Origin of the sequence: Xanthomonas bromi, assembly GCF_900092025.1 — a bacterium.
Classification (GTDB): domain Bacteria; phylum Pseudomonadota; class Gammaproteobacteria; order Xanthomonadales; family Xanthomonadaceae; genus Xanthomonas; species Xanthomonas bromi.
The window spans coordinates 43,830-67,625 of sequence record NZ_FLTX01000037.1 but is presented as its reverse complement, the minus strand read 5'-3'; the positions used below and the strand labels follow the sequence as shown (position 1 = coordinate 67,625).

Sequence of the window (23,796 nt, the reverse complement as noted above, 5' to 3'; positions counted from 1 at the left end):
ATTGGTTAGATGAGCTGTGCCGCAGTGTGCGGTACGCGCAGCGCCGTCGCCGTCCCGCAGCGCATGCCGCCCACGCATCATTCTCGAGAGAACTCCCCAAATGTTAGGCAATTTCAGAATCGGAACCAGACTGATCGTGGCATTCCTGATCGTCTCGGCGATCGGCGCATGCATCGGGTGGGTGGGCTATTCCAACTCCGGCCGCATCAACGCGCTGTCGAGTTCGTTGTACGAGCGCGAATTGCTCGGCATGTCCAACGTCAAGGAAGCCAATATCAACCTCATCTATGCGGGCCGCGCACGCGCCAATCTGCTATTGGCCAGCAGCGCAGAAGAGCGCCAGTCGCATGTGCAGAGCATCGACAAATACACCGCCAAGGTGGTCGATTACATGACCCGTGCGCGTGCGAGCTTCCAAAGCGAAGAGGGCAAGAACAAGTTGGCGCAATTCGATCGCGCCTGGCAGAAATATCTGGACGAGCGCGGTCGCTTTCTCGAAGCCGCCAACCGCGAGGCGCTGCGCGAGGCCAATCCGGAACTGGCCTCGCTATCGCGTGCGGTCCGCGCCAGTTCGGACGAAGTGGATAACCTGATGACCGACCTGAGCGGTCTGCGCGAGCGCAGCGCTGCGGCGGCCAACGCGGAAGCCGCTGCGATTCATGCGCGCAGTTCCAGGCTGCTGGTCGCCATCATCTGCGGCGGTGTGTTGCTCGGTGCCATTCTCGGCGTGGTGATCAGCCGCAGCGTCACCGGGCCGATCCGCCGTGCGGTGGCGGTGGCCAACGGCTTGTCCGAAGGCGATCTCACCATGCGCATTGATGTGCATGGCCGCGACGAAACCGCGCAATTGCTCGAAGCGATGCGTACGATGGTGCAGAAGCTCTCGCAGGTCGTCGGCGAGGTCAACACCAGCGCCGAAACGCTCGCCAGTGCGTCCGAAGAAGTCAGCGCCACCGCGCAGTCGTTGTCGCAGGCGGCCAGCGAACAGGCCGCCGGTGTGGAAGAAACCAGCGCCTCGCTGGAGCAGATGACCGCATCGATCAGCCAGAACACCGAAAACGCGCGCGTCACCGACGGCATGGCCACCCAGGCCGCGAAAGAAACCGTGGAAGGCGGCGAAGCGGTGGTTGCCACCACCCAGGCGATGAAGCAGATCGCACAGAAGATCGGCATCATCGACGACATTGCGTATCAGACCAATCTGCTCGCGCTCAATGCCGCGATCGAGGCGGCGCGGGCTGGTGAACATGGCAAGGGGTTTGCCGTGGTCGCCGCCGAGGTGCGCAAGCTGGCCGAACGCAGCCAGGTCGCCGCGCAGGAGATCGGCGAGGTGGCCAGCTCCAGCGTGGAATTGGCCGATCGTGCCGGCCGTTTGCTGGATTCGATCGTGCCCAGCATCAAGCGCACCTCCGATCTGGTGCAGGAGATTTCCGCCGCCTCCGAAGAGCAATCCTCCGGCGTCAGCCAGATCAATTCGGCAGTCGTGCAGTTGAGCCAGACCACCCAGCAGAACGCCAGCGCTTCCGAAGAGCTGGCCGCCACTGCCGAGGAAATGAGCGCGCAGGCCGAACAGCTGCAACAGAGCATGGCGTTCTTCCGGCTGGGGGGGCAGGGTGCGACGACTGCGCCGCCCAAGCGCGGTAGGCAGGTTGCCGCACGCACGGCGCGTGCCGCAGGAACCCGTGGCTGGCGCAGTCATGCAGCCCCGGCCTATGCGATGTCCGAGGGCCCCGACGAAGGCCAGTTCGCGCGTTTTTGAGGGATCGACCAATGACCGCACCGACGCTTGATGTGATGCCCGGCGACGCTGATGCCGCTGCGCAATATCTGACCTTTCAACTGGATGGCGAAACCTTCGCCACCAGCATTCTCGGCATTCGTGAAATCATTCAATACCGCACGCCTACGCCGGTGCCCTCGATGCCGGATTGCGTGCGCGGAGTGATCAATTTGCGCGGCGCGGTGGTGCCGGTGGTGGATCTGCATGCGCGGCTGGGACGCGCGGACAGCGCGATCGGCAAGCGCAGCTGCATCGTGATTCTGGCCACCGAGCAGGCGCAGGGCACGCAGGTGATCGGCGTGCTGGTGGATGCGGTCAATGCCGTGATCGAACTGGCCGATCACGACATCGAAGCGGCGCCCTCGTTCGGCACGCACATCCGCCGCGATCTGCTGCGCGGCATGGGCAAGGTCGGCGAGCGCTTCGTGGTCGTGCTGGACATGGAGCAGGTGCTGCAGGTGAACGAGATCGCCGGAAACACCGACGCACTGGCGGCCTGAGCTGCAGCAGTGTGCTGGGACGATCAGCGCTGATTGCGCCGATCAGTCCTGCAGATGCCAACCGTGGAAGCGGTGCACCCGGTTACGGCCATCGCGACGCGCCTGCTGCAGCGCGTGCCGAGCGCGTGCCAGCAAGGTATTGCTGTCGAACGCAGCGTGCGCGGCAACATCCACCAGCCCGGCGCTGAGAGTCAACGGGCCGGTGGGCCAGGACGCGTCTTCCACCGCCTTGCGCAAGCCGTCGGCCGCAGCGAGCGCCGCAGAGGCAGAGGTGGTCGGCAGCGCCACGCAGAATTGATCGCAGGCCAGGCGCGCGACGATTGCGGCCGGCGGCAGCTGCGTTTCGAGCACGCTAGCGACCTGGAGCACGCTGGCATCGGCCGCCGCCGCACCGGCCTGCAATTTTTGCCGCTTGAAGCCATCCAGTTCGATCAGCATGAAACCCAGCCTAGCGTCAGAGGCGGTGCTGGGCGCGTCCGCAAGCGCGTGCAATGCATGCTCCAGCCCGGCGCGATTCCATAGCCCGGTGAGCGCGTCGCGCAAGGCATCCAGCTCCACCAGCCGAGCGGCCTGCTGCAGTTCGATGGTGCTGACAACTTGTTTGGCCAATGCCTGCAGCGCGTCGCGTTCGGCCACCGACAGGCGCCGCGGTGTGCGATCCAGTACGCACAGCGTACCCAGCGCGATGCCGTCGGAGGTCAGCAACGGCGCGCCCGCATAGAAACGAATCTGCGGCTCCCCCGTGACCAAGGCATTGTTCGTGAAGCGTGGGTCCAGATGGGTATCGCCGACTTCCATCACCTGATCGGGTTCGAGAATGGCGTGCGCGCAGAACGACAGCTCGCGCGGTGTCTCGGTCGGCTGCATGCCGATCTTGGATTTGAACCATTGCCGATGGGTATCGACCAGCGAAATCAGCGCCATCGGCATGCGGCAGACCGTGGCTGCAATGGAGGTGAACGCGTCGTAGCTCGGCTCCGGTGCGGTGTCCAGCAAGCGGTACGCATGCAGCGCGTTTACACGCTCATCCTCGTTGGCCGGTAGACGCGCACCAAAATTGGCGTTGACGCCGCCGGGTAGCAGCGTTGCGTGGATGAGGTTCAACGCGGGTGCGTCGGGTATCTGCATGCAAAACACCACCGGAACAAGGCGCCATCAAGGCGATGAAGGGAGAAAGCGACGAGGCGCCCGCCGATGCGATCGCAGTGCTGCCAGCGCACTACGTCTCTGGACAAGTGCTGCCAGCGCACTACGTCTCTGGACATCGGCAGACCGGCGGTCACTATCACAGATCTTGCCACAGGAGCGGGGGCGCATACCGGCGCCCGATTCCAGTCCTGCAGACCCCGCATTATCCGTTGCGTGATACGGAGCAAGACGTGCAGGCGACGGAGCATGCAGGTTTGCCGCATCCGCGCAGCGGTGGCACTGGCTGGCCGCCAGGACGAGGATTCGGCCAGCTCACTCTGGCTGACCAACCTTGCCGGTCGGGCGACGGCTGTGCTCGTCGTGCACCTTCAGATCTTCCTGGCCAGGGCGCTGCTTGGCGGCGTCGTCGTGCTTGCGGTCCTGCTGGCTCTCAGTCACGCCGTGCGCATCGTCGGCGACAGTGTCGGGTTGCTGCTGCTCTTTATTGCTCATGGTGTGGGTCCGCTATGGAGTGAAGCCGGACGTTAGCGCGCGCCATGTGATCCCTGCGCCATGGCGCCCGGTTGCCCGGTTGCCCGGCACAGCGATTGCGCCCCGCAACGCCCCTCATAACGCACAAGCCCCGGAAACATGACGTTTCCAGGGCTTGTGCGTTTGATTCGGTGGGCGGAAGGCTCCCGAATAATACCTGCAAGTGACTGTAATGCAATAGGTATTTCCGATGCAGTGAATGTTGTTACCGCCATAGTTACCGCCAAGCTCATGTGGCTAGGCGATGCGTACCATTGCGTGCGTCTACCGCTGCACTCATCCATGCGGCCACTTCGGTGGAGACCCAAGCCGCAATATTGTCACCGGGGAATTGTACTGGCTTCGGGAACTTGCCCGCAGCGGCCCAGGCATAGAGCGTGGACTTGCTGACGCCGACGGTCGCGATGACTTCGGGCAAGCGCATGAAGTGATACGGCAGTGTCGTCTGTGGTTGAGTCGTCATGGCTTCCTTGAAATGAGAAAGGCCCGCTGCATAAGTTTGCAGCGAGCCTTTGGGTTGGTGTCGTGCCTGCCGTTGGGCAGCTTTCCCGGGAGGGGGCGGCATGGGGGCGGCTGGGTCTTGGATGGTTGAAGTGACTGCCGCGTAATTTCGCAGCGAAAATCTTGTTCCTTCTCCCGCCGGCATAGCGGTCAAATCAGGCTGAGGCTGTTAGTTGTCCAGATGTGCCGGTTGCGCTGGGACAGCGGGTGTCCCAATTGGGACAGGGCCGCGTGGTGGGCTGAAGGGAGCAAGAAGCTCCACCGATGCGAGTTGATCTGTGGCACTCACCTCGTCGTTCGCCAGCATCTCAAGCGCTCTGGCGCGCACGGCTGGGGATGAGCTGTCCACGAGCTTGACTATGTGGCGCGCAACCCTTTCTGCATCCCGGTCTAGCTGCTGCTGGTCCGAGCTAGGCAGGCTTGTTTGCCAAGGGTTCTTTGCTTCGCGTACATGTCGCCACCTCGGCCAACCCGTGCCGGGGTCTATCGCCAGCGCGTGGAACTCTGTAGCGATGACGTGCGGCATATTGGTGAGCATGCTGCTTACCGTGCTCTTGCTGATGCCAAATCGAGCGGCGACAGAACGTAAAGACTCCCGCACACTGGGAAGCTCGACAGCTCCTCGATGCGTTAGATCTGCAAGGTACTGCCAAGCCGCGTCCCGGCGCTGCTCGTTGTGAAGGGCGAGCGATCTGCCAGTGCAGTTGACCAGTTTGGAAACAACCAGGGCAGTTCGCCAATCTAACGCCAGAACAAATGCCGGGACTTGCTGTCTGTTTGCTTGTCGGTATGCCTTCAGGCGGTGATGACCATCCACCAGATACAAGCCAGTTTCTACCGGCTCGGCGCTACCAATGTCGGCGAGCCAAACCGGATCAAGCTGCTTATCCTCCGTCGCTTCCAATACTAAGCGAAGCGTTGCGACGTGTTGCTCGCTGCTTTCCTCGGCTCGCCCTTTGTCCTTAAACGGCAAGCGGGCAACACGTGGTTGCAAAGCGTCGTGGGTTCGTATGTCGCCGACTGGGATCAGGCGAGTGGAAGCATGTTTGAACTGCTCCATTACCGCGTCATATCTCATGGCTGTCTCCTTGTAAGTGGTCATAGGAGACGCGCGCAGCTTGCTGGGATTGCTTCGACCCAACGGAAAGCTGCTATTTCTTAGTGCTGAAGGTACGCGCCGACAGAAGATGTCTTCTTCTGCTGGATGTGTACCAAAATGATGCGGCCTTCAAGATCAATGACTTGCAACGCAGACTGTCGCGGCGGATATGACTAGGGCTCCCCAGGGCTAGAGGCCGATGGGGGTTCTAGCAACAAGGTTGGATGCACGCCCAGCGCCTCGGCGAGACGGTAGATGTTCAACAGAGCAATGTTGCGCTGCCCACGCTCGACGCCGCCCAGGTAGCTGCGCGCCAACCCGCTCTCCAAGGCAAGACGTTCCTGGGAGAGTCCCTTGCCCTTACGGACCTCGGCAAGTCGCAGCCCAAACAGGACACGGGGATCGGTTGGCATCGCTTTCTCTGGCATGTGAGAACGATGCGGTGGCAACCTCTATCAGGCCACGCCCTATGAGGACACCCTCTATGAGTGACATAGGTGCCTGGCTCTTCTATCATTCCTTGGTGGAGCGCTCGGACAGCTCTGCGACTGCCCTGTACAACTAAGGTCCGAATGCCAAGGGAGTTCACCATGAAATTGAAGTTTTGCGGTGCGGCGGCCGTCGTGCTGCTTGTCGGCGCATGTGCCACTCACGCCGACTGGCTGCCAACCAAAATGAGCCGCGCAGATGGTGTGATTGCGCTTTCGTATGAGCGCAATGAATTCCAGCGCACTGATCTAAGCGAGCAGCAGGCAATCCATCTAGCCGAGCAGAAGTGCCGGAACTGGGGTTATAAAGGGGCCGAACCTTTCGGCTCGCAGAGTACCGAATGCCTGTCGCGCCGAGGGTTCGGAAACTGCGGATCAAGACGAGTGACCGTTGAATTCCAGTGCACAGGTTCGCCTAGTCAGCAGTAGCCACCGAAACGATACAGATGCTGTTACCGCAGGAGGCGCAATGCTTGAGTTCATAGGAATGGTCGCGGTATGTGCAGCGGGTCTTTGGCTTGCGCGGTACCTGTGGAGTTTCTGGCGGTTCCGCCAAAGTATCAATGCTGTGGAGGCGCTTGCTTTAGCAGTGAAAGCCAAAGCGGATTTCGTCGCAGCGGAAGCGGGAGCCGATGCCGCAGAGAAAACCTACTTTATGGCAATCTGTCTCAAAAGCCTTGCAGATTCCCTGAGTTACGGCAAGTTGGCGAACCCACTCATTGCGGGGACTCAGCTTGAGGTGCTGGAAGGCATGATCGGATCGCCTGACGATGTGGCCTTCTACATGTGTCAGTCCGTGGAATCCATTACCGAAGTAAGGCTGGGGCTTGTGCGTGCTCGCGACTCGTTTGTCTTACTGCACCGAGCAATGGGTAGCAGGCCAATCGGTTGATGATTCTAGTGGCGTAGGCGAAGGGTGGGGCGCTCGGAAAAGATGCCCCCGTCCACAGCTTATAGCTTACCCACGCGCCACTCTGTGCTTGAAGGGAACAACCTTGTTCGCAGCGTCAGCTTTCAATGTGTCGAGGTTGTCCGCCCAAGCCTGCATCATCTTGCGGCGTTCGTCCAAATACTGTGCTTGATTGTAGATGCCTCGTACTCCGGGCATCTTATGGGTTAGGGCGGACTCGATTGCATCGGGGTTCCAGTGGCCCATTTCGTTAAGTAGCGTGCTTGCCATGTGTCGGAAGCCGTGGATGGTGCTCTCGTCTTTCTCGATGCCGCAACGTCGCGCTGCTACTAAAATGGTGTTGCCAGACATGTGCTTGCGAGGGTCGCGCCCACCAGGGAAAACGAACTCGCCGCGTCCGGTAAGAGGGTGTAGGTCGCGCAGGATTTCCACTGCCTGAGTCGAAAGGGCGGCGATATGCGTGCGCTTGGTCTTGGTCACGAAGTAGCGCCATTGGCCCGCATCCAAGTCCAACTCGGTCCACCTCATGCTGACAAGTTCGCCGGGGCGGGCGAAGAGTAATGGGGCTAGGCGCAGCGCGCTCCCAACAATCGGTCTGCTGGTGCTGCTGTCGATCTTCCTTAGCAGGGCGGTCGCCGCTGCCGGAGTCGTCGCGGCGGCGAATGGCATGGGGCGCCAGGGCGTCAGCGCGCCCTTTAGGGCTCCGGTCGGGTCGCCGTCGGCTCGTCCAGTCCTCACGGCGTAACGGAAGACCGCTCCGCAGGTCTGCAGGGCGCGATGAGCGGTCTCGATGGCTCCGCGCTGCTCGATCCGCTCCAGATGCTTCAGTAGCTCTGGCGCAGTGATGGTCCCGACTGGGCGGCTGCCGATCCACGGGAAGATGTCGCTCTCCAGGCGGCGGATGATCTTGTCCGCGTATTGGGTGCTCCATTCTTTCTGTTGCTTGGCGAACCATTCGCGGGCGACGACCTCGAAACTGTTGGCGACTGCGGCCTCGCCAGCGGCCTTGACGGCTTTCCGCTGCTCGCCGGGGTCGATCTTGGCCGCAAGCTGGCGGCGCGATTCTGCAAGCTTCTCGCGCGCGTCGGCAAGGCTTACTTCCGGGTAGGTGCCGAATGAAAGCGTGTTGCGCTTGCCAGTGATGGGGCGGCGGTAGTCATAGCGCCACCAGCGCGCGCCATCCGGTTGTAGCAGCAGATACAGGCCGTTGCCGTCGCGCAGCTTCTGGGGCGTGGCGGTGGGTTTCGCTTTGCGGATGGCGGTATCGGTGAGAGGCATTGGGCGGCTCCTTGGCGGTAACAGGGTAGGTGATGCCCTCGCTACCGCCAAAATTACCGCCAGCTACCGTCGGATTTGCGCGGTCTCGGCTAGACTGCCCTGGAAACAAAAAAGGCCGTAAAGCCTTATTTCGCAGGGCTTTCTGGCCTCGTCTGCACCGTCTAGGACGGAAACATGGTGGAGCGGAAGGGGATCGAACCCTCGACCTTCGCGATGCGAACGCGACGCTCTCCCAGCTGAGCTACCGCCCCACGTGCTTCGATTCTACCCACAAGCTGCGCGGTTCGCCAAGCGAAGGACGCGGCCGACCGTGCAACGCGGCACGGTCATATGGCTCTTGGCCTTACTCGCGAACCAACGGGAACTTGAGGTCGGGGTTCTTGGCCTTCCATTCCTTGTACGACACCGAACCTTCCCAGGCAGCGAAGGCCTTCGGGGTACGGCCACGGCCGGACCAGGTTTCACCGGTGTGCGGCAGTTCGTACTTGGGCTTCACTTCGCTGCGTCCGCTCTTGACCACGTCCTTGCGCGCGGCATTGGTGCCCAGGTAGGCGGCAATGTCGTTGCGTTGCTTGGTGTTGAAGTGACCGGCGAACTGTTCGAGCAGCGAGACGATGGTGGCATGCGCCGAGGATGCCTCGCTGGCGCGCTCGGTTTTCTCCTGTTCTTCCAACTTCTGCAGTTCGTCCAGCAGCTTGGCTTTGGCTTGTGCGATGGAATCCAGTTTCGAAGAGGTATTGCTCACAGAGGTAAGGCCTCGGGATAAGAGTGGAGACGCCGCCCTAGGGCGCGCGCCATTATGACATGCGGCCCGGGGTAGGCCGTTATGGAACAGATGCTTGCACACTGCGTGAACAGGCCTTTCACGATGCCTGCTCTAACGCTTTCGCATTGTCGCCATGAGCACTGCACGACCCAAGGGCGCAACTTAGCAAACCCGACCATGACGATACAGCAGCATGCAATGAGTGACGATAAACGCAACGGCGGCTCGCCGGACCGCATCGGACAAACGTCAACGTCAACGAAGCTTACGAGTTGCGCTATTGGAGCATGACCCTGGGCAGCACTGCCGACGCGCTGCGCGCAGCGGTGCAGAAGTTCGTGCGCGTGACTGTCAGCGTGCGTCAACACCTGGACAAATAAGCGGAACGATCTGCCATGAGCCTGAGCGAGTACCGCCGCAAGCGCAGTTTCGATAAGACGCGCGAGCCCGAGCCAGGCAAGGCCTTGCCGGAAGGGCAGCGCGCGATCTTTGTGGTGCAGCTGCATCACGCCAGCCGCCGCCACTACGACTTCCGCCTGCAGGTGGGCGATGCGCTCAAGAGCTGGGCGGTGCCGAAAGGGCCGAGCTACGACCCCAAGGTCAAGCGCATGGCAGTGGAGGTGGAAGACCACCCGGTCGATTACGCCAGCTTCGAGGGTGAGATTCCCAAGGGCGAATACGGCGGCGGACATGTGGCGCAGTTCGACCATGGCGTATGGGCCACCACGGGCGACCCGGAATCGCAGTTGGCCAAGGGGCATCTGCGCTTCGAGCTGTTCGGCAACAAGCTCAAGGGCGGCTGGCATTTGGTGCGCTCCAGCAAGCCGGCGCGGCAGCCGCAGTGGCTGCTGTTCAAAGAGGACGATGGCTATGCAGGCACGCTGGAGGCCGACGATCTGTTGGCCGATGTCGCTGCCGCGCCTGCCGATGACGTGCGCCGCGCCGGCGCCGGCAAGGCTCGGCGCAAGTCGCTGACGAGCGTGCCGACGCCGGCCGCAAAAAAGCGAGGCACCTGGGCGAAGCAGGCGCTGGCGCTGACCAACGCACGGCGCGCCGAGATGCAGGACGCCCCATTTGCGCCGCAGCTGGCCAAGCTCGGCCAGGCCCCGCCAGAAGGCGGGCAGTGGCTGCATGAAATCAAATGGGACGGCTACCGCATCCTGGCCACCGTCACCGACGGCAAGGTGCGGCTGTGGTCGCGCAATGCGCTGGAGTGGACCGACAAGACGCCGGAAATTGCCGGCGCGATCCAGGCGCTGGGCCTGCGCAGCGCGCAGATCGATGGCGAATTGATTGCCGGACGTGGCACCAGGGAAGACTTCAACCTGCTGCAGGCCACCTTGTCCGGCGAACGTCAGATGCCGCTGGCGCTGGTGGCGTTCGATCTGCTGCATCTGGATGGCGTGGACATCGCTGACGCACCGCTGCGCGAGCGCAAGCAGTTGTTGCAGCAGGTGCTGGAGGCCGCGCCCAACGCGCAACTGGCCTACAGTTCGCATGTGGAAGGCGATGCTACCGAGGCGTTCCGGGTGGCCGGCGAACAGCACTTCGAAGGCATCATTTCCAAACGTGCAGATCGCCCGTATCGTGGCGGGCGCAGCGACGATTGGCGCAAGACCAAGCAGCTGGCCAGCCAGGAATATGCGGTGGTCGGCTACACCGCGCCCAAGGGCAGCCGCAGCGGCTTCGGCTCGCTGTTGTTGGCCACGCCGGATCCTGTCCATGGCTGGTTGTACGCAGGCCGTGTCGGCTCCGGTTTTTCGGACGCCTTGATGCACGGGGTGAGCCAGCAACTGAAGGGCGGTGGACGCAAACCCACTGCGCATATCCCCACTGCCGACACCGATCTGCGCAGTGCCACCTGGTTTGCGCCGCGCTTCGTGGTGGAGGTGTTCTATCGCGGCATCGGCGGGCAACAGTTGTTGCGCCAGGCTTCGTTCAAGGCGCTGCGCCCGGATAAGCGCATTGCCGATCTTTCCGACAGCGATGCGGCAGATGGCTCAGCCGCAGCGTCTGCCTCCAAGCGTTCGGTCAAGACCCCGGTTGCCAAGACTGCGGGGACTGCAAGCACGCAGGCACCTAAGCGTGCGGCAACGCGTGCAGCGGCGGCCACGCGCAAGTCGGCCGTTGCCGCACCTGGCTCGGCCGTGATCCCGACGCTGTCCAGCCCGACCAAGCTGATCTATCCGGATATCCGCGCCACCAAGGGCGATGTCTGGGACTACTACCAGGCCGTGATGGATCACTTGTTACCGCAGATCGTGGGCCGGCCTTTATCGGTCATCCGCTGCCCAAGTGGCGCAGAGAAACCGTGCTTTTTCCAGAAACACCACACTGCTGGCCTCGAGCGCGTGAGCTCGGTCAAGCTGACCGAAGAGACCGGCACCAATGCGTATTACCTTGTGGTCGAAGATGCGCCCGGTCTGCTGGAACTGGTGCAATTCAACGCGCTGGAATTCCATCCCTGGGGGGCGCATGCCGACCGTCCGGATGTTGCCGACCGCGTGGTATTCGATCTCGATCCGGGCCCGGATGTGCCGTTTGCCGAAGTCAAGCGTGCGGCGAACGATATCCGCACGCTGCTGGCGCAACTGGAGTTGGAGTCGTTCTTGCGCGTCTCCGGCGGCAAGGGTCTGCACGTGGTGGTGCCCTTGAACCCTGGCTGCGATTGGGAGGTGACCAAACGCTTCTCAAAGGGCTTTGCCGATGCCCTGGCGCAGGCCGAGCCGCAGCGGTTCATCGCCACTGCCACCAAGCGCCTGCGCAACAAGCGCATCTTCGTCGACTATCTGCGCAACGGTCGTGGCGCCACTGCGGTCGCATCCTATTCGCTACGCGGCCGCCAGGGTGCGCCGGTCGCGTTGCCCTTGCCGTGGTCGGACCTGTCCAAGCTGCAGCGCGCCGATGCCTTCACCTTGCGCGATGTGCCGGAGAAGCTGCGCCGCCGCCGCAAGGATCCGTGGGCAGACATGGACCGCGTCCAGCAGAACCTGGCGCGCTGGGCGGAGCAGGATGAGGACTGACGCGACGTGCGGCGAACAACTATCGCGTAGCCATTCGGCGGGCGCGACCGTGATTGAACATCGGCGCGTACGGTTCATGCGATTCGCATCGTCCATGTCCAGCCGACGACGGCGCGTGACACGCTCTCAGCAAGCTTGGTGACGGCTCACCGGCACGTCACCAAGAGCAGGCATCGCTGCGCTTTGGGGTCAAAACCGCAGTAACGCTATGCCGCCGTCTCTTCCAGCAGCGGCATCAGCTGCGCTTGCAGTACCGCACGCCGCCACTCGCCCAGCGCTGTGGGCCAACTGCGGTGTTCGATCAAGGTTTCCAGGTGCCTGCGCGAGGCCAACAGGCCATCCGGCAGACCGAGTTCGCGGCTGCGCTGCGCCACGGCGTCCTGCAGGCGTTTGAGCACGGCCTTGTTGCCGTCGGTAGCGGCTTGCGCCAGTGGCGCATGCTCTTCGTCGGGCAGCGGGGTGTTGAGCGCGTCCCACACCGCATTGGCGAGCTTGCGCGGCGCCTTGGGAAATTTATCGAACTGGCGCAGCAAGGCGTCCAGATCGGCGGGCGGGAACCGCGCCAGTTGGCTGGCCAGTTCGTTGTCCAGAATCCAGCTACGCGGGCGATCGCTCTGACGCGCCTGCAGGTCGCGCCAACGCAGCAGGCGCAGCAGCCGCCGTTGCGCCGCGGGCTCCAGGAATTGCGCGGTGCGCAGGCTCACATGCGGCCAGCGTTCGCCATCGTCGTGCTCCACCGTGGCGAGCAGGCGTTCGGCATCTTCGGCCAGCCAGCCCAGGCGGTTCTGCTCGGTGAGGCGGCGGGTGAGTTCGTCGTGGATCGCGAATAGATAGCGCACATCGTCGGCAGCGTATTCCAGCTGCGCCGGCGACAACGGGCGGCGCATCCAGTCCGAACGCGTCTCGCCCTTGGTCAGCAAGGTGCCGGTCACTTCCTGCACCAGTTTCTGGTAGCCCATGCCGCCACCGACACCGGCGAGCGCCGCGGCGATCTGGGTGTCGAACAACGGCCGCGGCAACACACCACACGCGCACTTGAACGTGACCAGGTCTTCGCTGGCGCTATGCATCACCTTGACGATGTCGGTGGCGGTCAGCCACTCCTTGAGCGCCTCGTTCATGCCCGGGATCAGCGGGTCGATCAACAGGATCTCCTCGCCGATGGCCATCTGCACCAGCGCCAGTTGCGGCCAGTAGGTGCGTTCGCGAATGAATTCGGTATCCAGGCCGATGCGCGATGGACGCGCTGCCTGCAGGCGGTTGGTCAGCTCTGAGGGGTGGGTAATCCAATGGGGCACGTGATTTCCGTCGACAGCAAGGGTTTGCGCAGAACGCGCAGAATAGCCTAACGTCGCGATCGCCTGTCGTGCGGCAGAGCACTGGAAGGAGCAGGTGGTGGGCAACTGTGGCAAGCCGATCGTAGCGTGGGTATTGGTCGCGCTCAGCATGTGCGGCTGTTCGCGTGCTCCCGCACCGCCACCGGCACCCGCCGCCGCGCGCGCGCCGGCAGCGACTGCGCAGCCGGCCACGCCGAATGTGTTGATCGGCGGCGAAGAATCCGCCGAGACCGTTGCGCAATGGCAACCGCCGGCGGTGAATCTGGGCGATGAGCCGTTGGCGCAGGTGCGCAAACGCGCCGACCAGGCATTGCAGGAAGATCGCCTGTATCGCGATGCCAACGATGCGATCCCGCTGTATCTGGCGATCCAGCAGCGTGCCGGTGACAAGGATGCAGCCAGCCATCGCGGGCTGGAGCAGGCGCGCGGCCGGTTGCTCGAACGCGGCGCGGCCTTGGTCGAACAGACCGAGCGCCAGGACACGGCGTTGGAGCAGGCGCGCGAGGTGGCCTTCGTCGCGCTCGCCCTCGCGCCACAGGACCCCAAGGTGCGCGCACTGCAACGCCAGGTGGAAACTACACAGCGCGTGCTTGCGTTCAACCGCGCTGGCGAAGAGGACCTGCGCGGTGGACGGCTGGGCGAAGACGGCAATGGCGCGCTGGTGAATTTTCGCGATGCCGCGCAACTGGACCCCGACAACCCGCGTACCCGGCAGGGCTTGGCCGCAGTGGAAAGCGGACTGCTGGAGCGCGCCGAACGGGCGGCACAGGCAACCGACTTCATCGGTGCCCGCTACTGGCTGCAGATGGCTGGGCAGGTGCGCGATCGTGCGCCCGCCATTGCCGATGCGCGCGCGCGCGTGGAACGCATGCGCCGCGCGCAGATCGCCGCCTTGCACGATGCCGGTTTGCACGATCTGACCTCGCCGCGCGGGCTCAAGGCGGCCGGCGAAACACTTGCCGAAGTGCTGCGCATCGCCGACCCCGGCGACCCGGTGGCTGGCGATCTGCGTCGGCGCCTGGAGCTGGCCACGCACTACGGCAGCTTCCGTCCCGGACAGGTGTTCACCGACGGACTCAAAGTCGGTGGGCGCGGCCCGCAGATGCTCGTGGTGCCGCACGGTGCGTTCCAGATGGGTGCCGGCGATGCCGAACCGGGCGCATCCGACAACGAGCGCCCCGCCCATTACGTGCGCTTCGCACGCGGCTTTGCGTTGTCGATCACCGAGGTCACGGTCGCCGAGTTCCGCCAGTTCGTCGAAGCCACCGGTGCGCGCCCACGTGCCACCCGGCGCGGGCATTCGGTGGTGTACGACGAGCGCAGCGGCAACTTCATCCGCCGCAGCGGCGTGGATTGGCAGTCCGATTACAACGGCGCCCAGGCTGCGCCCAACAGCCCGGTGATGCACGTGAGCATTCGCGATGCCGAAGCGTATGCATCCTGGCTTTCGGAACAGACCGGCCGCCACTACCACGTGCCCAGCGAGGCCGAGTTCGAATATGCCGTGCGTGCCGGCACGACCGGCCGTTACCCGTGGGGCAATGCAGGCTCACCGCCGGCCGATGCCGGCAATTTCACCGGTGGCAACGACGTCTCGCGCAGCGGTCGGCACTGGAACAATGGGTTCGTCGGCTACGGCGACGGCTTCTGGGGCCCGGCGCCGGTCGGCAACTTTCGCGCCAACGCCTGGGGTTTGCACGACATGGGCGGCAACCTGAGCGAATGGGTGGCCGACTGCTGGCATGCCAGTTACCGCCGTGCGCCGGCAGATGGGGTTGCCTGGTACAACCCGGGCTGCCGGCAGCGCATGATCCGCGGCGGTAGCTGGGCCAATTCGCCGCAGCAGACGCGTGCGGCCTGGCGGCAGTCGCAGGATTCGGATACCACCAGTGCGCGTATCGGCTTCCGCGTGGCGCGCGGCATCTAGCGACTGCTGAGAGGGCGTGCGGCGCGGTGATCGTGGTCCCGCGTGACGGCCTCATCCGGCCTGCGATTGTAGTCGCCGGGGAGCGCTCTCGGGTCGAACGTGCGAACAGGGGATGGCGCTACCGAAGCATGTTCGCGCCGATAGAGTCCAGGCGTGGGCGGAAGCGAACGAGCTAGGCGCCTTTGCCGCACCAAGAGCGAACACCGCCGGAAGAACGCTGCACTCGCGCACGCGGTTTTTTTTGGTGCATGGAGTGCTTGCGGATGGCGGTTCGATTCCGTTTACCTCCACCAGCAATGCTCCTAGGAGGACCAAACCAAGGCCGGGAATTCTCGCTGATGGGCGTTCCCGGCCTTTTCATCGGCGTTGCCGCGGGGGAAATGCAGACTGCGTGCAGTGCCAGGCGAGCGCCCCAGGCAACGTGCGCGGATCGGCTGGCTTAACAGCAGCGAACAACGCGCGCATCACGGTGAAACCGGTCGTGTCTTGCTGTGGTCAAATTGCGACCGCTATCAAGGACTGCCGTGATGGGCATGGGGATTAAGATGTTTCGTTGGGTCATGGCGATCTTGCTGATCGGCGGCAGCGGCTATGCCGTGGCGCGGCATCTGCAGGACAGTAATACGGCCGGGCATTACGGTTCGGTGGAAGTCATCCGCCCGGAAGGCACGCCCAAGGCGATGGTGATCTTGCTGCCCGACAGCACAGATCCCCAGGACGGCCAGCGGCTGGCCGACACGCTCAGTAACGATGGCGCGCTGGTGGCAGTGGTCGATACCGCAAAGTATCGCGAACGTGTGCGTTCGCACCAAGCCGCCTGCAGCTCGCTGGCCGACGATGCCGAGCGACTGGGCAAGAAATTGTTGCGCGCCGAGCATGTCGATGCGTTCCTGCCGCCGGTGTTGGTCGGGCAGGGCGACGGCGCGGTGCTGGCGCGCCAGGCAGTGGCCTCGGCCGCGCCCGACGTGCTGGGTGGCGCGGTGGTCGCCGACGCCGGCAGCAAGGATCCAGGCCTGGCGTGCTCGCGCGACATGCCCAATGCCAGTCAGGGCTTTCTCGACGATCTGGCCGATAAATCCAGCCCGATGCAGATCGCCGCGGCCACACGCGGCCACTTCCTGGCTGCGCAGTCGCAAGGCCTGGGCGACCTACCGCTAGTAGAGCTGCACGCACCCGGCAGCGACCGTCTGGTGGTGATGCTGTCCGGCGATGGCGGCTGGCGCGAACTGGATAAAGGCATCGCCGCGCAGCTGCAGCGGCAGGGCGTGTCGGTGGTGGGCTGGAACAGCCTGCGCTACTTCTGGGGTAGCCGCACGCCGCAGCAGGTGGGCGCGGATCTGGACCGGGTGATCGCCAGCTATCGCCAGCGTTGGCATATTCAGCACGTCGCCCTGGTGGGCTATTCGTTCGGTGCCGATGTGTTGCCGTTTGCCTACCCGGAACTGTCGCCGCAGCAACGCGCCTCGGTGCAGTTCGTCAGCCTGCTCGGCCTTGGCCACCAGGCCGACTTCAAAGTGCGCGTCGGTGGCTGGCTGGGCTGGCATAACGATGCCGAGCGCGATGTGGAGCCGGCCATCCAGTCGCTGGACGTGCACCGTCTGCAATGCATCTACGGTGACGAAGAGAAAGACACGCTGTGCCCGGAACTGCGCGCACGCGGCGTGCAGGTGCTGGCACGCCCGGGTGGGCATCATTTCGACCACGATCCGGTGGTGCTGGCCGGGCTGCTGATGCAAGGCTGGCAGCACGCAGTGCAAACACCGATGGCGCAAACACCGAGCCGCTCATAACGCCGCCCGGAGCTCGCGACGCGCGGCATATCGGTCTCGCAAGCGTTCGATCGACACCCGGGAAATACCGCCGAGCACCTTTCAACAGGTGCAGGAGCTCGGCTCCTGGCATGAATGACCGCGGTGATTTAGCGAAACCCCCGAGCTCACTCGCCGGGGGTGAGGGAGTCAAAGATTCCCCGGCAGCGCGCCGACCCTGGCAGTGCCATGTGAAATTGAACTCTTCGAACGTTCATGTCACCGCCAAGCGCTGGCCGTATTGCCGGAAGCGTGTGGTCGTGCGTTGGTGGTTGTCAGCCTTCGTCCGATTCCACACGCACCTCGATACTGCCATCTGCCAGCTGTGCGCGGAGGCGTTCGCCTGCGACCACTTCGGCGGCGCTGCGTACCACGCTGCCATCGGCAGGGCGGGTCACGATGGCGTAGCCGCGCGCGACCGTCGCCAGCGGGCTGACCGCTTCCAGCGAGCGCGCAATGCCGCACAGTTGCAGCTGGTCGTGCTGCAGGCGCCGTTGCATCGCTGCTTGCGGATGCAATGCGCGCAAGCGTTGCTGCAAGCCGGCCAGATGGCGTTGCGGGTTGTGTGCCTGCAACTGCGCTTGCCCACGCTGCATGCGCACCTGCATGCGTTCGAGCACGTGCGCCATGCGCGCGCGCAGCTGGCGACCGGCGTCCTCCTGGCGGCGGTGCAGCAATTGCAGGCGCGCCTGCGGGCTGTGCGCACGCAGGCGCAACGCAAGCCGGTCGGCACGTTGCATCGCATTGCCCAGGGCGTGTTGCTGCAGTTGGGCCATACGCGCCTGTGCACGCCGTACGCGCGCGACCAGCTCGCGTTGATCGGGCACCAGTAATTCGGCCGCGACCGAGGGTGTGGGTGCGCGCACGTCGGCGACGAAATCGCTGAGGCTGAAGTCGGTTTCATGGCCGACTGCTGAGACTACCGGCGTCTGTGCGGCAGCAATCGCGCGCGCCAGGCGTTCGTCGTTGAACGCCCATAGATCTTCCAGCGAGCCGCCACCGCGGGTGATCAGGATGACGTCGTAGCGCCCGGATGCATCGGCGCGCTGCAGCAGCGAGGTGATCTGCGCGGCCGCGCTGTCGCCCTGCACCAGCGAGGGCAGCAGGTCCAGTTCCAGCAGCGGAAAGCGACGTGCCAGGACGCTGAGCACATCGCGCACCGCCGCGCCGCTGGGCGAGGTGATCACCGCGAGACGCTGCACATGCGCCGGCAGTGCCTGCTTGCGTTCGGCATCGAACAGGCCTTCGGCAGCAAGACGTGCGCGCAGTTCGTCGAAGGCGCCACGCAAGGCGCCTTCACCGGCTTCTTCCATGTGGTCGAGCACCAACTGATAGTCGCCGCGCGCTTCGTACAGGGTCAGGCGCCCACGCGCGAGCACGCGCAGGCCTTCGCGCGGCTGGAATTTCAGCCAGGTGCTCTTGGGCTTGAACATCGCGCAACGAATCTGCGCCCGTGCATCCTTCAGCGTGAAATACAGATGCCCCGACGATGGCCGCGTGACGCTGCTCAGTTCGGCTTCCACCCAGACCAACGGGAAGCTGCCTTCCAGCAGGTCGCGCGCCAGCGAATTGAGCTGGCTGGGAGTGAGGATCTGTTCGTTGCGGTCTGCCATCGCCGCATTATCCCGCAGCGAAGAAGATCGTGGGTGATCGGCTGAAGCAAGCCCATGCAATCGGTGGCTGCAACGATGGCCAGCGCGTGCCACGCAGGTATCGCAGACGCTTCATGCGTGCGGCGCGCTGACTAGAGGCCGGGTCAGAGGCCGTGTTGCGCCAGCGCCCAGCCAACGTGTTCGCGCACCAGCTCCGAGTCGTCGTGGCGGCGTGCTTCCAGTGCTGCGAGCACCTGCGGTGTGCCGGGCGCATTGCCCAGGCCGATGGCGATATTGCGCAGCCAGCGTTCGTGTCCGCTGCGGCGGATCGGGCTGCCCTCGGTGCGGTGCAGGAATTCGTCCTGGTCCCAAGCGAATAACTGCGGCAATGTCGCCACATCCAGGTCGTTGCGGGCGCGGAAATCGGCTTCGTCGGTGCGCTTGGCGAACTTGTTCCAGGGGCAGATCAGCTGGCAATCGTCGCAGCCGAAGATGCGGTTGCCGATCGGCTTGCGCATGTCTTCCGGAATGGCGCCGTCATGTTCGATGGTGAGGTACGCAATGCAACGGCGCGCATCCAAGCGGTACGGCGCGATGATGGCTTGGGTGGGACAGATATCGATGCAGCGCGTGCAGGTGCCGCAATGCGCGATGGCGGGCGTGTCGATCGGCAACGGAAGGTCGACATAGATCTCGCCGAGGAAAAACCACGAGCCGCCGTTGCGATCGATCAGGCAGGTGTGTTTGCCGATCCAGCCCAAGCCGGCATTGCGTGCCAACGCACGTTCAAGCACCGGAGCGGAATCGACGAACACGCGGAAGCCGAATGCGCCGATTTCGCCCTGGATGCGTTCGGCCAGCTTCTGCAACCGGTTGCGCATCAGCTTGTGGTAATCGCGCCCCAGTGCATAGCGCGCCACGTAGGCGCGGTTGCCGTCGTGCAAGGTGTTCCATGCCTCGGTGTCGTCCTTGCGGCCGTAATCCATGCCCACCGACAGCACCCGCAAGGTGCCCGGTACCAGCTCCTGCGGGCGCGAGCGTTTGTCGCCGTGCTGGGCCATCCAATGCATGGTGCCGTACAGCCCTTCTTCCAGCCAGCTGCGCAGATGCGCTTCGTCTTCGCCCAGCTCGATGCCGGTGATGCCACAGCGTTGAAAGCCTGCTTCGCGTGCAAGCACGCGAATGCGCGCGGCGGCATCGTGGGGGTCGGGGCGGGCGAGGGCAGCAGACATGGCGACAAGTATAGAATTCCCGGCATGTACGCACCGCTCGATCTTTACGACACCGCCGCCGCGCGCACGCTCGATGCGCAGGCCACCACGCTGCTCGGTGGCGACGGCTATATCCTGATGCAACGCGCCGGGCAGGCGGCGTGGCAGTGGTTGCTGGAACGCTGGCCGCGCGCGCGCCGCATCGTGGTGGTATGCGGCACCGGCAACAACGGTGGCGATGGCTATGTGCTGGCGCGCCTGGCCCAGCGTGCAGGGCGTCAGGTACGCGTGGTGCATCTGCCCGAGCACGGCCCCGGTTCGGACCTGGCGCAGCGTGCCTGCACCGACTACCTGGCGGTCGGTGGCGCGATTGAATTGTTTCCCTATCCGCTGGCGCAGGCCGATGTGATCGTCGATGCGCTGTTCGGCATCGGCCTGAATCGCGTGCCTGACGAGGCGACCGCCGCTTTGATCGACGCCATCAATGCGGCCGGCGTGCCGGTGTTCGCGCTGGATGTTCCCAGCGGCATCGATGCCGACCACGGGGTGGCCTTCGGTGCGGCGGTACGCGCTGCGCTGACCTTGCAGTTCATCGTGCCGCATCTTGGGCTCTACACCGGTGACGCGCTGGAACACGCTGGCGAGCGCGCCGTCGCGTCGCTGGAAGTGCCGGCGTCGGCATTCGATGGACTGGCGCCAGCCGCGCATAGTTGGAATCGCGATGCACTGGCGGCGCAGTTGCGTCCGCGTCGCCGCAACACGCACAAAGGCGAATCCGGGCGGGTGCTGTGCGTGGGCGGCAATCTCGGCAGCGGTGGCGCCATCCTGCTGACCGCCGAAGCGGCGTTGCGCAGCGGCGCCGGCTTGGTGCAGGTCGCGACGCGTGCCGAGCATGTGACTGCGTTGCTGGCGCGCTGCCCTGAAGCGATGGTGCGCGCCGTGCAGGCCGATGACGACATCCGCGCACTGGCGGAGGCCGCCGATGCAGTCGCACTCGGCCCCGGGCTAGGGCAGGACGCCTGGGCGCAGGCGTTGTGGCGTGCAGCGGTGGGCGCCGACACGGCGACGGTGATCGACGCCGATGGCCTGAATCTGCTGGCTGGCAACGCTGTACCGATGCGCGGTCCGCGCATCTTGACCCCGCACCCGGGCGAAGCCGGTCGTTTACTGGGGCTTTCGACCGGGCAGATTCAGCGCGATCGCCCGGCCGCTGCCGCCGCACTGGCAAAACGCTACGACGCAGTGGTGGTGCTCAAGGGCGCCGGTACCGTGGTCGCTGCGCCAGATGCGGTGCCGCGCATCATCGATGCCGGCAATCCAGGCATGGCGGTCGGCGGGATGGGCGATCTATTGACCGGCGTCATCGCGGCATTGCTGGGCCAGGGCTGGTCGCCATTCGACGCTGCCAGCCTTGGCGCCTTGCTGCATGCCTGCGCCGGCGATGCGGCTGCGCGCGCGGGCGAGCGTGGCCTGCTGCCCACCGACCTGCTTCCCGAGCTGCGCCGCCTCGCCAACGCTGGAGCCATTGGATGAGCGACCTTAACGGACACCTGCACGACGCGCAGGCCACCGAAATCCTGGGCCAGGCCCTGGCTGCGGCGCGGCCCGCCAGCGCGGTGGTGCAGTTGCATGGCGACCTGGGTGCGGGCAAGTCCACGCTCGCACGCGCGCTGCTGCGCGCACTCGGCGTCACCGGGCCGATTCGCAGCCCGACATACACCTTGGTCGAACGCTATCCGCTGAGCAGCGGCGATGAAGCCTGGCATCTGGATCTGTATCGCATCGGCCATGCCGGAGAGCTGGCCTTCCTCGGGCTAGACGAAGGCAGTGCGAGCCTGTGGTTGGTGGAATGGCCGGAGCGCGGTGCCGGGGTTCTGCCGCCGGTCGATCTGGATGTGGAACTGGCCGTTGCCGGCGAAGGTCGCAGCGTTCGGTTGCTCGGCCGCAGCGCGACCGGGCACGGCTGGCTGGAGCACCTGTCGCAGCAGCCCCAGTTGCGGGCTCTTTTTGCCGCCTCACGAGAAGAATGAACGCCAGGTTACGGATTATTAAGGGAAATTACCTTGCAATTCACGCAGTTGGATGATTGAATCCAGCGCCATGACACCGGGGATCCGCCACCTCTGTATTTCCGCCCTGACCGCCAGCCTGAGTCTGGCGGTTTTTGCTGCGTGGGCCGGCGAAATCAAGGCAGTGGGCGTGAGTGCCGGCGCAACCGGCACGCGTGCGGAAATCCAACTGGCCGGCAGCGGCGGCTTCAAGACCTTGTCGCTGGCGAACCCGAATCGCCTGGTCGTCGATTTTCCCGATTCCTCCGGTGTGCGCGGCCTCAAACTGCCGCCTGCTGCCGGATTGGTGACCTCGGTGCGCACCGGCCAGCCGGTGCCAGGAACGTTCCGCGTGGTGTTCGAACTGGCAACGCCGGTAACCCCGCTGAAGCCGCAGATGCAGACGATGGGCAGTGCGTCGACGTTGGTGATCGAATGGCCGGGCGATCCGGCCCCGTCAGCGACATCTACGGTTGCCGCAGCCACCGCGCCACCGGCTGCCCCGGCACCGCGTCCGCTCGATGCACAGACCGAGGCCGCACGCGCCACCGCTGCGTTGGCCGCGTCTGCGCAACGGGCCTCCTCCATGCCACCACCACAGCCAACGACTCCGCCGCCTGCGCCATACGTGCCGGCATCGGCGATGCCGACTGTTACGCAGGCTCCGGTGCCGACCACCGTTGCCACCGGTGTACCGACGCCGCGGCCTGGCACCATCATCAATCATGCAGCGCCGACCGGCGTCGCCGGCGACACGCCCAGCCGTTCCACCACGACCACGACCAATAGAGCGGTAGCGGGCAGTAGCGCGTCTGCAGCTGCCATCTTGAACGGCGGAAGTGCGCCGACGGGTGCGCTGTCCGGTGGTACCGCAGCAGTCAGCTCGACTCGTGCGGCAAGTGCGGTGGCTGAGGCGAACGACGACGACCTTCCACCGCGTCCGGTGCTGCCCAGCGAAGCGTCGCGGGTCAAGATGGCACCGGGCATGCGTCCGTTGATCGTGGCGATCGATCCGGGCCACGGCGGCCAGGATCCGGGCGCCATGGGGCCCACCGGCAAGCGCGAGAAGGATGTCACCCTGGCCGTGGGCCGTGAACTCGCACGCCAGATCAACGCCACGCCGGGCATGAAGGCCTTCCTGACCCGCGATACCGATGTCTTCATCCCGCTGCCGATGCGCGCGCAAAAAGCCCGCGCCGCCAAGGCCGACATCTTTATCTCCATCCACGCCGACGCCGCCGAAAACCGCAGCGCAACCGGCTCCTCGGTGTACGTGTTGTCGACCAAGGGTGCATCGTCGCAACGTGCGCGCTGGCTGGCCGACAAGGAAAACGCCGCCGATCTGGTCGGTGGCGTGCGCTTGCAACAGACCGAAAGCACACTGGCCAACGTCTTGCTGGATCTGGCCCAGAGCGGGCACATGAAAGCCTCCGAAGACGCCGCCGGCCATGTGCTGGGTGGGCTGAAGCGTATCGGCAACAATCACAAGCCGCAGCTGGAACGGGCTAATTTTGCGGTGCTGCGGACGTCCGACATGCCGGCAATGCTGGTGGAAACGGCCTTTATCTCCAATCCGGATGAAGAGCGTCGCCTGATCGACCCGGCCTACCAGCGCAGGATCGCCGCAGCCGTCTTGGACGGCATCGATACCTTCTTTACCCGCCAGCCCCCGCCGGGCACATTGTTCGCCGCGCGTGCGCAGGCCGAGGCCGATGCAGTCGGCACCGTGGCCGGCGGCAGCCGCTGACCCGCTCGGCTATCATCGCGTCCTGATTCCCGAGAGGTCGGCGCCTGTGCGCCGCCGGGTTGCCGTGCCGAGGTCTGTCTTGTCCGTGTCACCCCCGCTGT

20 protein-coding genes, 1 tRNA gene and 1 pseudogene are annotated in these 23,796 nt (G+C 64.6%); 11 read left to right on the top strand and 11 right to left on the bottom strand.

Translation table 11 applies throughout. The features are described 5' to 3' along the window. Window positions 1–100: 100 nt before the first annotated feature. Together XBLMG947_RS12090 and XBLMG947_RS12085 are read left to right on the top strand one after the other, a co-directional pair. Window positions 101–1,759: a methyl-accepting chemotaxis protein gene (locus XBLMG947_RS12090; RefSeq protein ID WP_065468929.1), complete on the top strand. Its 1,659-nt coding sequence runs from the start codon at window positions 101–103 to the stop codon at window positions 1,757–1,759. An 11-nt stretch (window positions 1,760–1,770) separates the two neighbouring features. After that, window positions 1,771–2,280: a chemotaxis protein CheW gene (locus tag XBLMG947_RS12085; protein ID WP_065468928.1), complete on the top strand. Its 510-nt coding sequence runs from the start codon at window positions 1,771–1,773 to the stop codon at window positions 2,278–2,280. A 42-nt stretch (window positions 2,281–2,322) separates the two neighbouring features. Here the strand turns inward: XBLMG947_RS12085 and XBLMG947_RS12080 are convergent, their stop codons facing one another. The 5 genes from XBLMG947_RS12080 to XBLMG947_RS12060 all read right to left on the bottom strand — a co-directional run bounded on the left by XBLMG947_RS12080 (window position 2,323) and on the right by XBLMG947_RS12060 (window position 5,973). Then, window positions 2,323–3,408, bottom strand: coding sequence for a sensor domain-containing diguanylate cyclase (locus XBLMG947_RS12080; RefSeq protein ID WP_065468963.1), 1,086 nt, complete (start codon window positions 3,406–3,408; stop codon window positions 2,323–2,325). Window positions 3,409–3,741: 333 nt separating this feature from the next. Continuing rightward, window positions 3,742–3,921, bottom strand: a complete 180-nt coding sequence (locus XBLMG947_RS12075; RefSeq protein WP_065468927.1) for a hypothetical protein — start codon at window positions 3,919–3,921, stop codon at window positions 3,742–3,744. Between the two features lie 268 nt (window positions 3,922–4,189). Beyond that, window positions 4,190–4,525, bottom strand: coding sequence for a helix-turn-helix transcriptional regulator (locus XBLMG947_RS23645; protein ID WP_245228170.1), 336 nt, complete (start codon window positions 4,523–4,525; stop codon window positions 4,190–4,192). 105 nt (window positions 4,526–4,630) lie between these two features. Next, the gene (locus XBLMG947_RS12065) at window positions 4,631–5,539 is read right to left on the bottom strand and encodes a ParB/RepB/Spo0J family partition protein (RefSeq protein WP_245228165.1); all 909 of its coding nucleotides are present in this window, start codon (window positions 5,537–5,539) and stop codon (window positions 4,631–4,633) included. Between the two features lie 194 nt (window positions 5,540–5,733). Then, complete coding sequence (locus tag XBLMG947_RS12060; RefSeq protein ID WP_065468962.1) at window positions 5,734–5,973, bottom strand: helix-turn-helix domain-containing protein; 240 nt, start codon at window positions 5,971–5,973, stop codon at window positions 5,734–5,736. Window positions 5,974–6,150: 177 nt separating this feature from the next. Between XBLMG947_RS12060 and yecR the strand changes: the two genes are divergently transcribed. Beyond that, window positions 6,151–6,477, top strand: a complete 327-nt coding sequence (gene yecR, locus XBLMG947_RS21565) for a YecR family lipoprotein (protein WP_012438125.1) — start codon at window positions 6,151–6,153, stop codon at window positions 6,475–6,477. Between the two features lie 40 nt (window positions 6,478–6,517). Then, a complete protein-coding gene (locus XBLMG947_RS12055; protein ID WP_065468924.1) occupies window positions 6,518–6,940 on the top strand; it encodes a hypothetical protein in 423 nt (140 codons plus the stop codon). A 66-nt stretch (window positions 6,941–7,006) separates the two neighbouring features. Here the strand turns inward: XBLMG947_RS12055 and XBLMG947_RS12050 are convergent, their stop codons facing one another. The 3 genes from XBLMG947_RS12050 to XBLMG947_RS12040 form a co-directional block, all read right to left on the bottom strand. After that, on the bottom strand, window positions 7,007–8,236 hold the full coding sequence (locus tag XBLMG947_RS12050) for a tyrosine-type recombinase/integrase (protein ID WP_065468923.1): 1,230 nt from the start codon (window positions 8,234–8,236) through the stop codon (window positions 7,007–7,009). Between the two features lie 175 nt (window positions 8,237–8,411). Then, window positions 8,412–8,487, bottom strand: a tRNA-Ala gene (locus tag XBLMG947_RS12045). Window positions 8,488–8,579: 92 nt separating this feature from the next. Then, on the bottom strand, window positions 8,580–8,981 hold the full coding sequence (locus XBLMG947_RS12040; RefSeq protein WP_065468922.1) for an H-NS histone family protein: 402 nt from the start codon (window positions 8,979–8,981) through the stop codon (window positions 8,580–8,582). A gap of 219 nt (window positions 8,982–9,200) precedes the next feature. Between XBLMG947_RS12040 and XBLMG947_RS12035 the strand changes: the two are divergent. Next, window positions 9,201–9,382, top strand: a pseudogene (locus XBLMG947_RS12035) (DUF3606 domain-containing protein). Between the two features lie 15 nt (window positions 9,383–9,397). After that, window positions 9,398–12,025 carry a DNA ligase D gene (gene ligD, locus XBLMG947_RS12030; protein WP_065468921.1) on the top strand — a complete coding sequence of 876 codons (2,628 nt, stop codon included), beginning with the start codon at window positions 9,398–9,400 and terminating at the stop codon, window positions 12,023–12,025. A gap of 206 nt (window positions 12,026–12,231) precedes the next feature. Here the strand turns inward: ligD and rnd are convergent, their stop codons facing one another. Next, window positions 12,232–13,323, bottom strand: a complete 1,092-nt coding sequence (rnd, locus tag XBLMG947_RS12025) for a ribonuclease D (protein WP_065468920.1) — start codon at window positions 13,321–13,323, stop codon at window positions 12,232–12,234. Window positions 13,324–13,471: 148 nt separating this feature from the next. On the opposite strand from rnd, the gene XBLMG947_RS12020 reads away from it, so the two are divergent. Together XBLMG947_RS12020 and XBLMG947_RS12015 are read left to right on the top strand one after the other, a co-directional pair. Beyond that, a complete protein-coding gene (locus tag XBLMG947_RS12020) occupies window positions 13,472–15,289 on the top strand; it encodes a formylglycine-generating enzyme family protein (RefSeq protein ID WP_245228178.1) in 1,818 nt (605 codons plus the stop codon). 527 nt (window positions 15,290–15,816) lie between these two features. Beyond that, on the top strand, window positions 15,817–17,079 hold the full coding sequence (locus XBLMG947_RS12015) for a virulence factor (RefSeq protein ID WP_065468918.1): 1,263 nt from the start codon (window positions 15,817–15,819) through the stop codon (window positions 17,077–17,079). Between the two features lie 293 nt (window positions 17,080–17,372). On the opposite strand, the gene xseA is transcribed toward XBLMG947_RS12015, so the two are convergent. Together xseA and queG are read right to left on the bottom strand one after the other, a co-directional pair. Continuing rightward, complete coding sequence (xseA, locus tag XBLMG947_RS12010; RefSeq protein WP_065468917.1) at window positions 17,373–18,710, bottom strand: exodeoxyribonuclease VII large subunit; 1,338 nt, start codon at window positions 18,708–18,710, stop codon at window positions 17,373–17,375. Between the two features lie 143 nt (window positions 18,711–18,853). Then, complete coding sequence (gene queG, locus XBLMG947_RS12005; protein WP_065468916.1) at window positions 18,854–19,921, bottom strand: tRNA epoxyqueuosine(34) reductase QueG; 1,068 nt, start codon at window positions 19,919–19,921, stop codon at window positions 18,854–18,856. Between the two features lie 24 nt (window positions 19,922–19,945). On the opposite strand from queG, the gene XBLMG947_RS12000 reads away from it, so the two are divergent. The 3 genes from XBLMG947_RS12000 to XBLMG947_RS11990 all read left to right on the top strand — a co-directional run bounded on the left by XBLMG947_RS12000 (window position 19,946) and on the right by XBLMG947_RS11990 (window position 23,695). Beyond that, window positions 19,946–21,433, top strand: coding sequence for a bifunctional ADP-dependent NAD(P)H-hydrate dehydratase/NAD(P)H-hydrate epimerase (locus XBLMG947_RS12000; RefSeq protein ID WP_065468915.1), 1,488 nt, complete (start codon window positions 19,946–19,948; stop codon window positions 21,431–21,433). After that, complete coding sequence (gene tsaE, locus XBLMG947_RS11995; protein ID WP_065468914.1) at window positions 21,430–21,930, top strand: tRNA (adenosine(37)-N6)-threonylcarbamoyltransferase complex ATPase subunit type 1 TsaE; 501 nt, start codon at window positions 21,430–21,432, stop codon at window positions 21,928–21,930. The genes XBLMG947_RS12000 and tsaE overlap by 4 nt, the downstream gene beginning before the upstream one ends. A gap of 70 nt (window positions 21,931–22,000) precedes the next feature. Continuing rightward, complete coding sequence (locus tag XBLMG947_RS11990; protein WP_181093239.1) at window positions 22,001–23,695, top strand: N-acetylmuramoyl-L-alanine amidase; 1,695 nt, start codon at window positions 22,001–22,003, stop codon at window positions 23,693–23,695. Window positions 23,696–23,796: the final 101 nt, after the last annotated feature.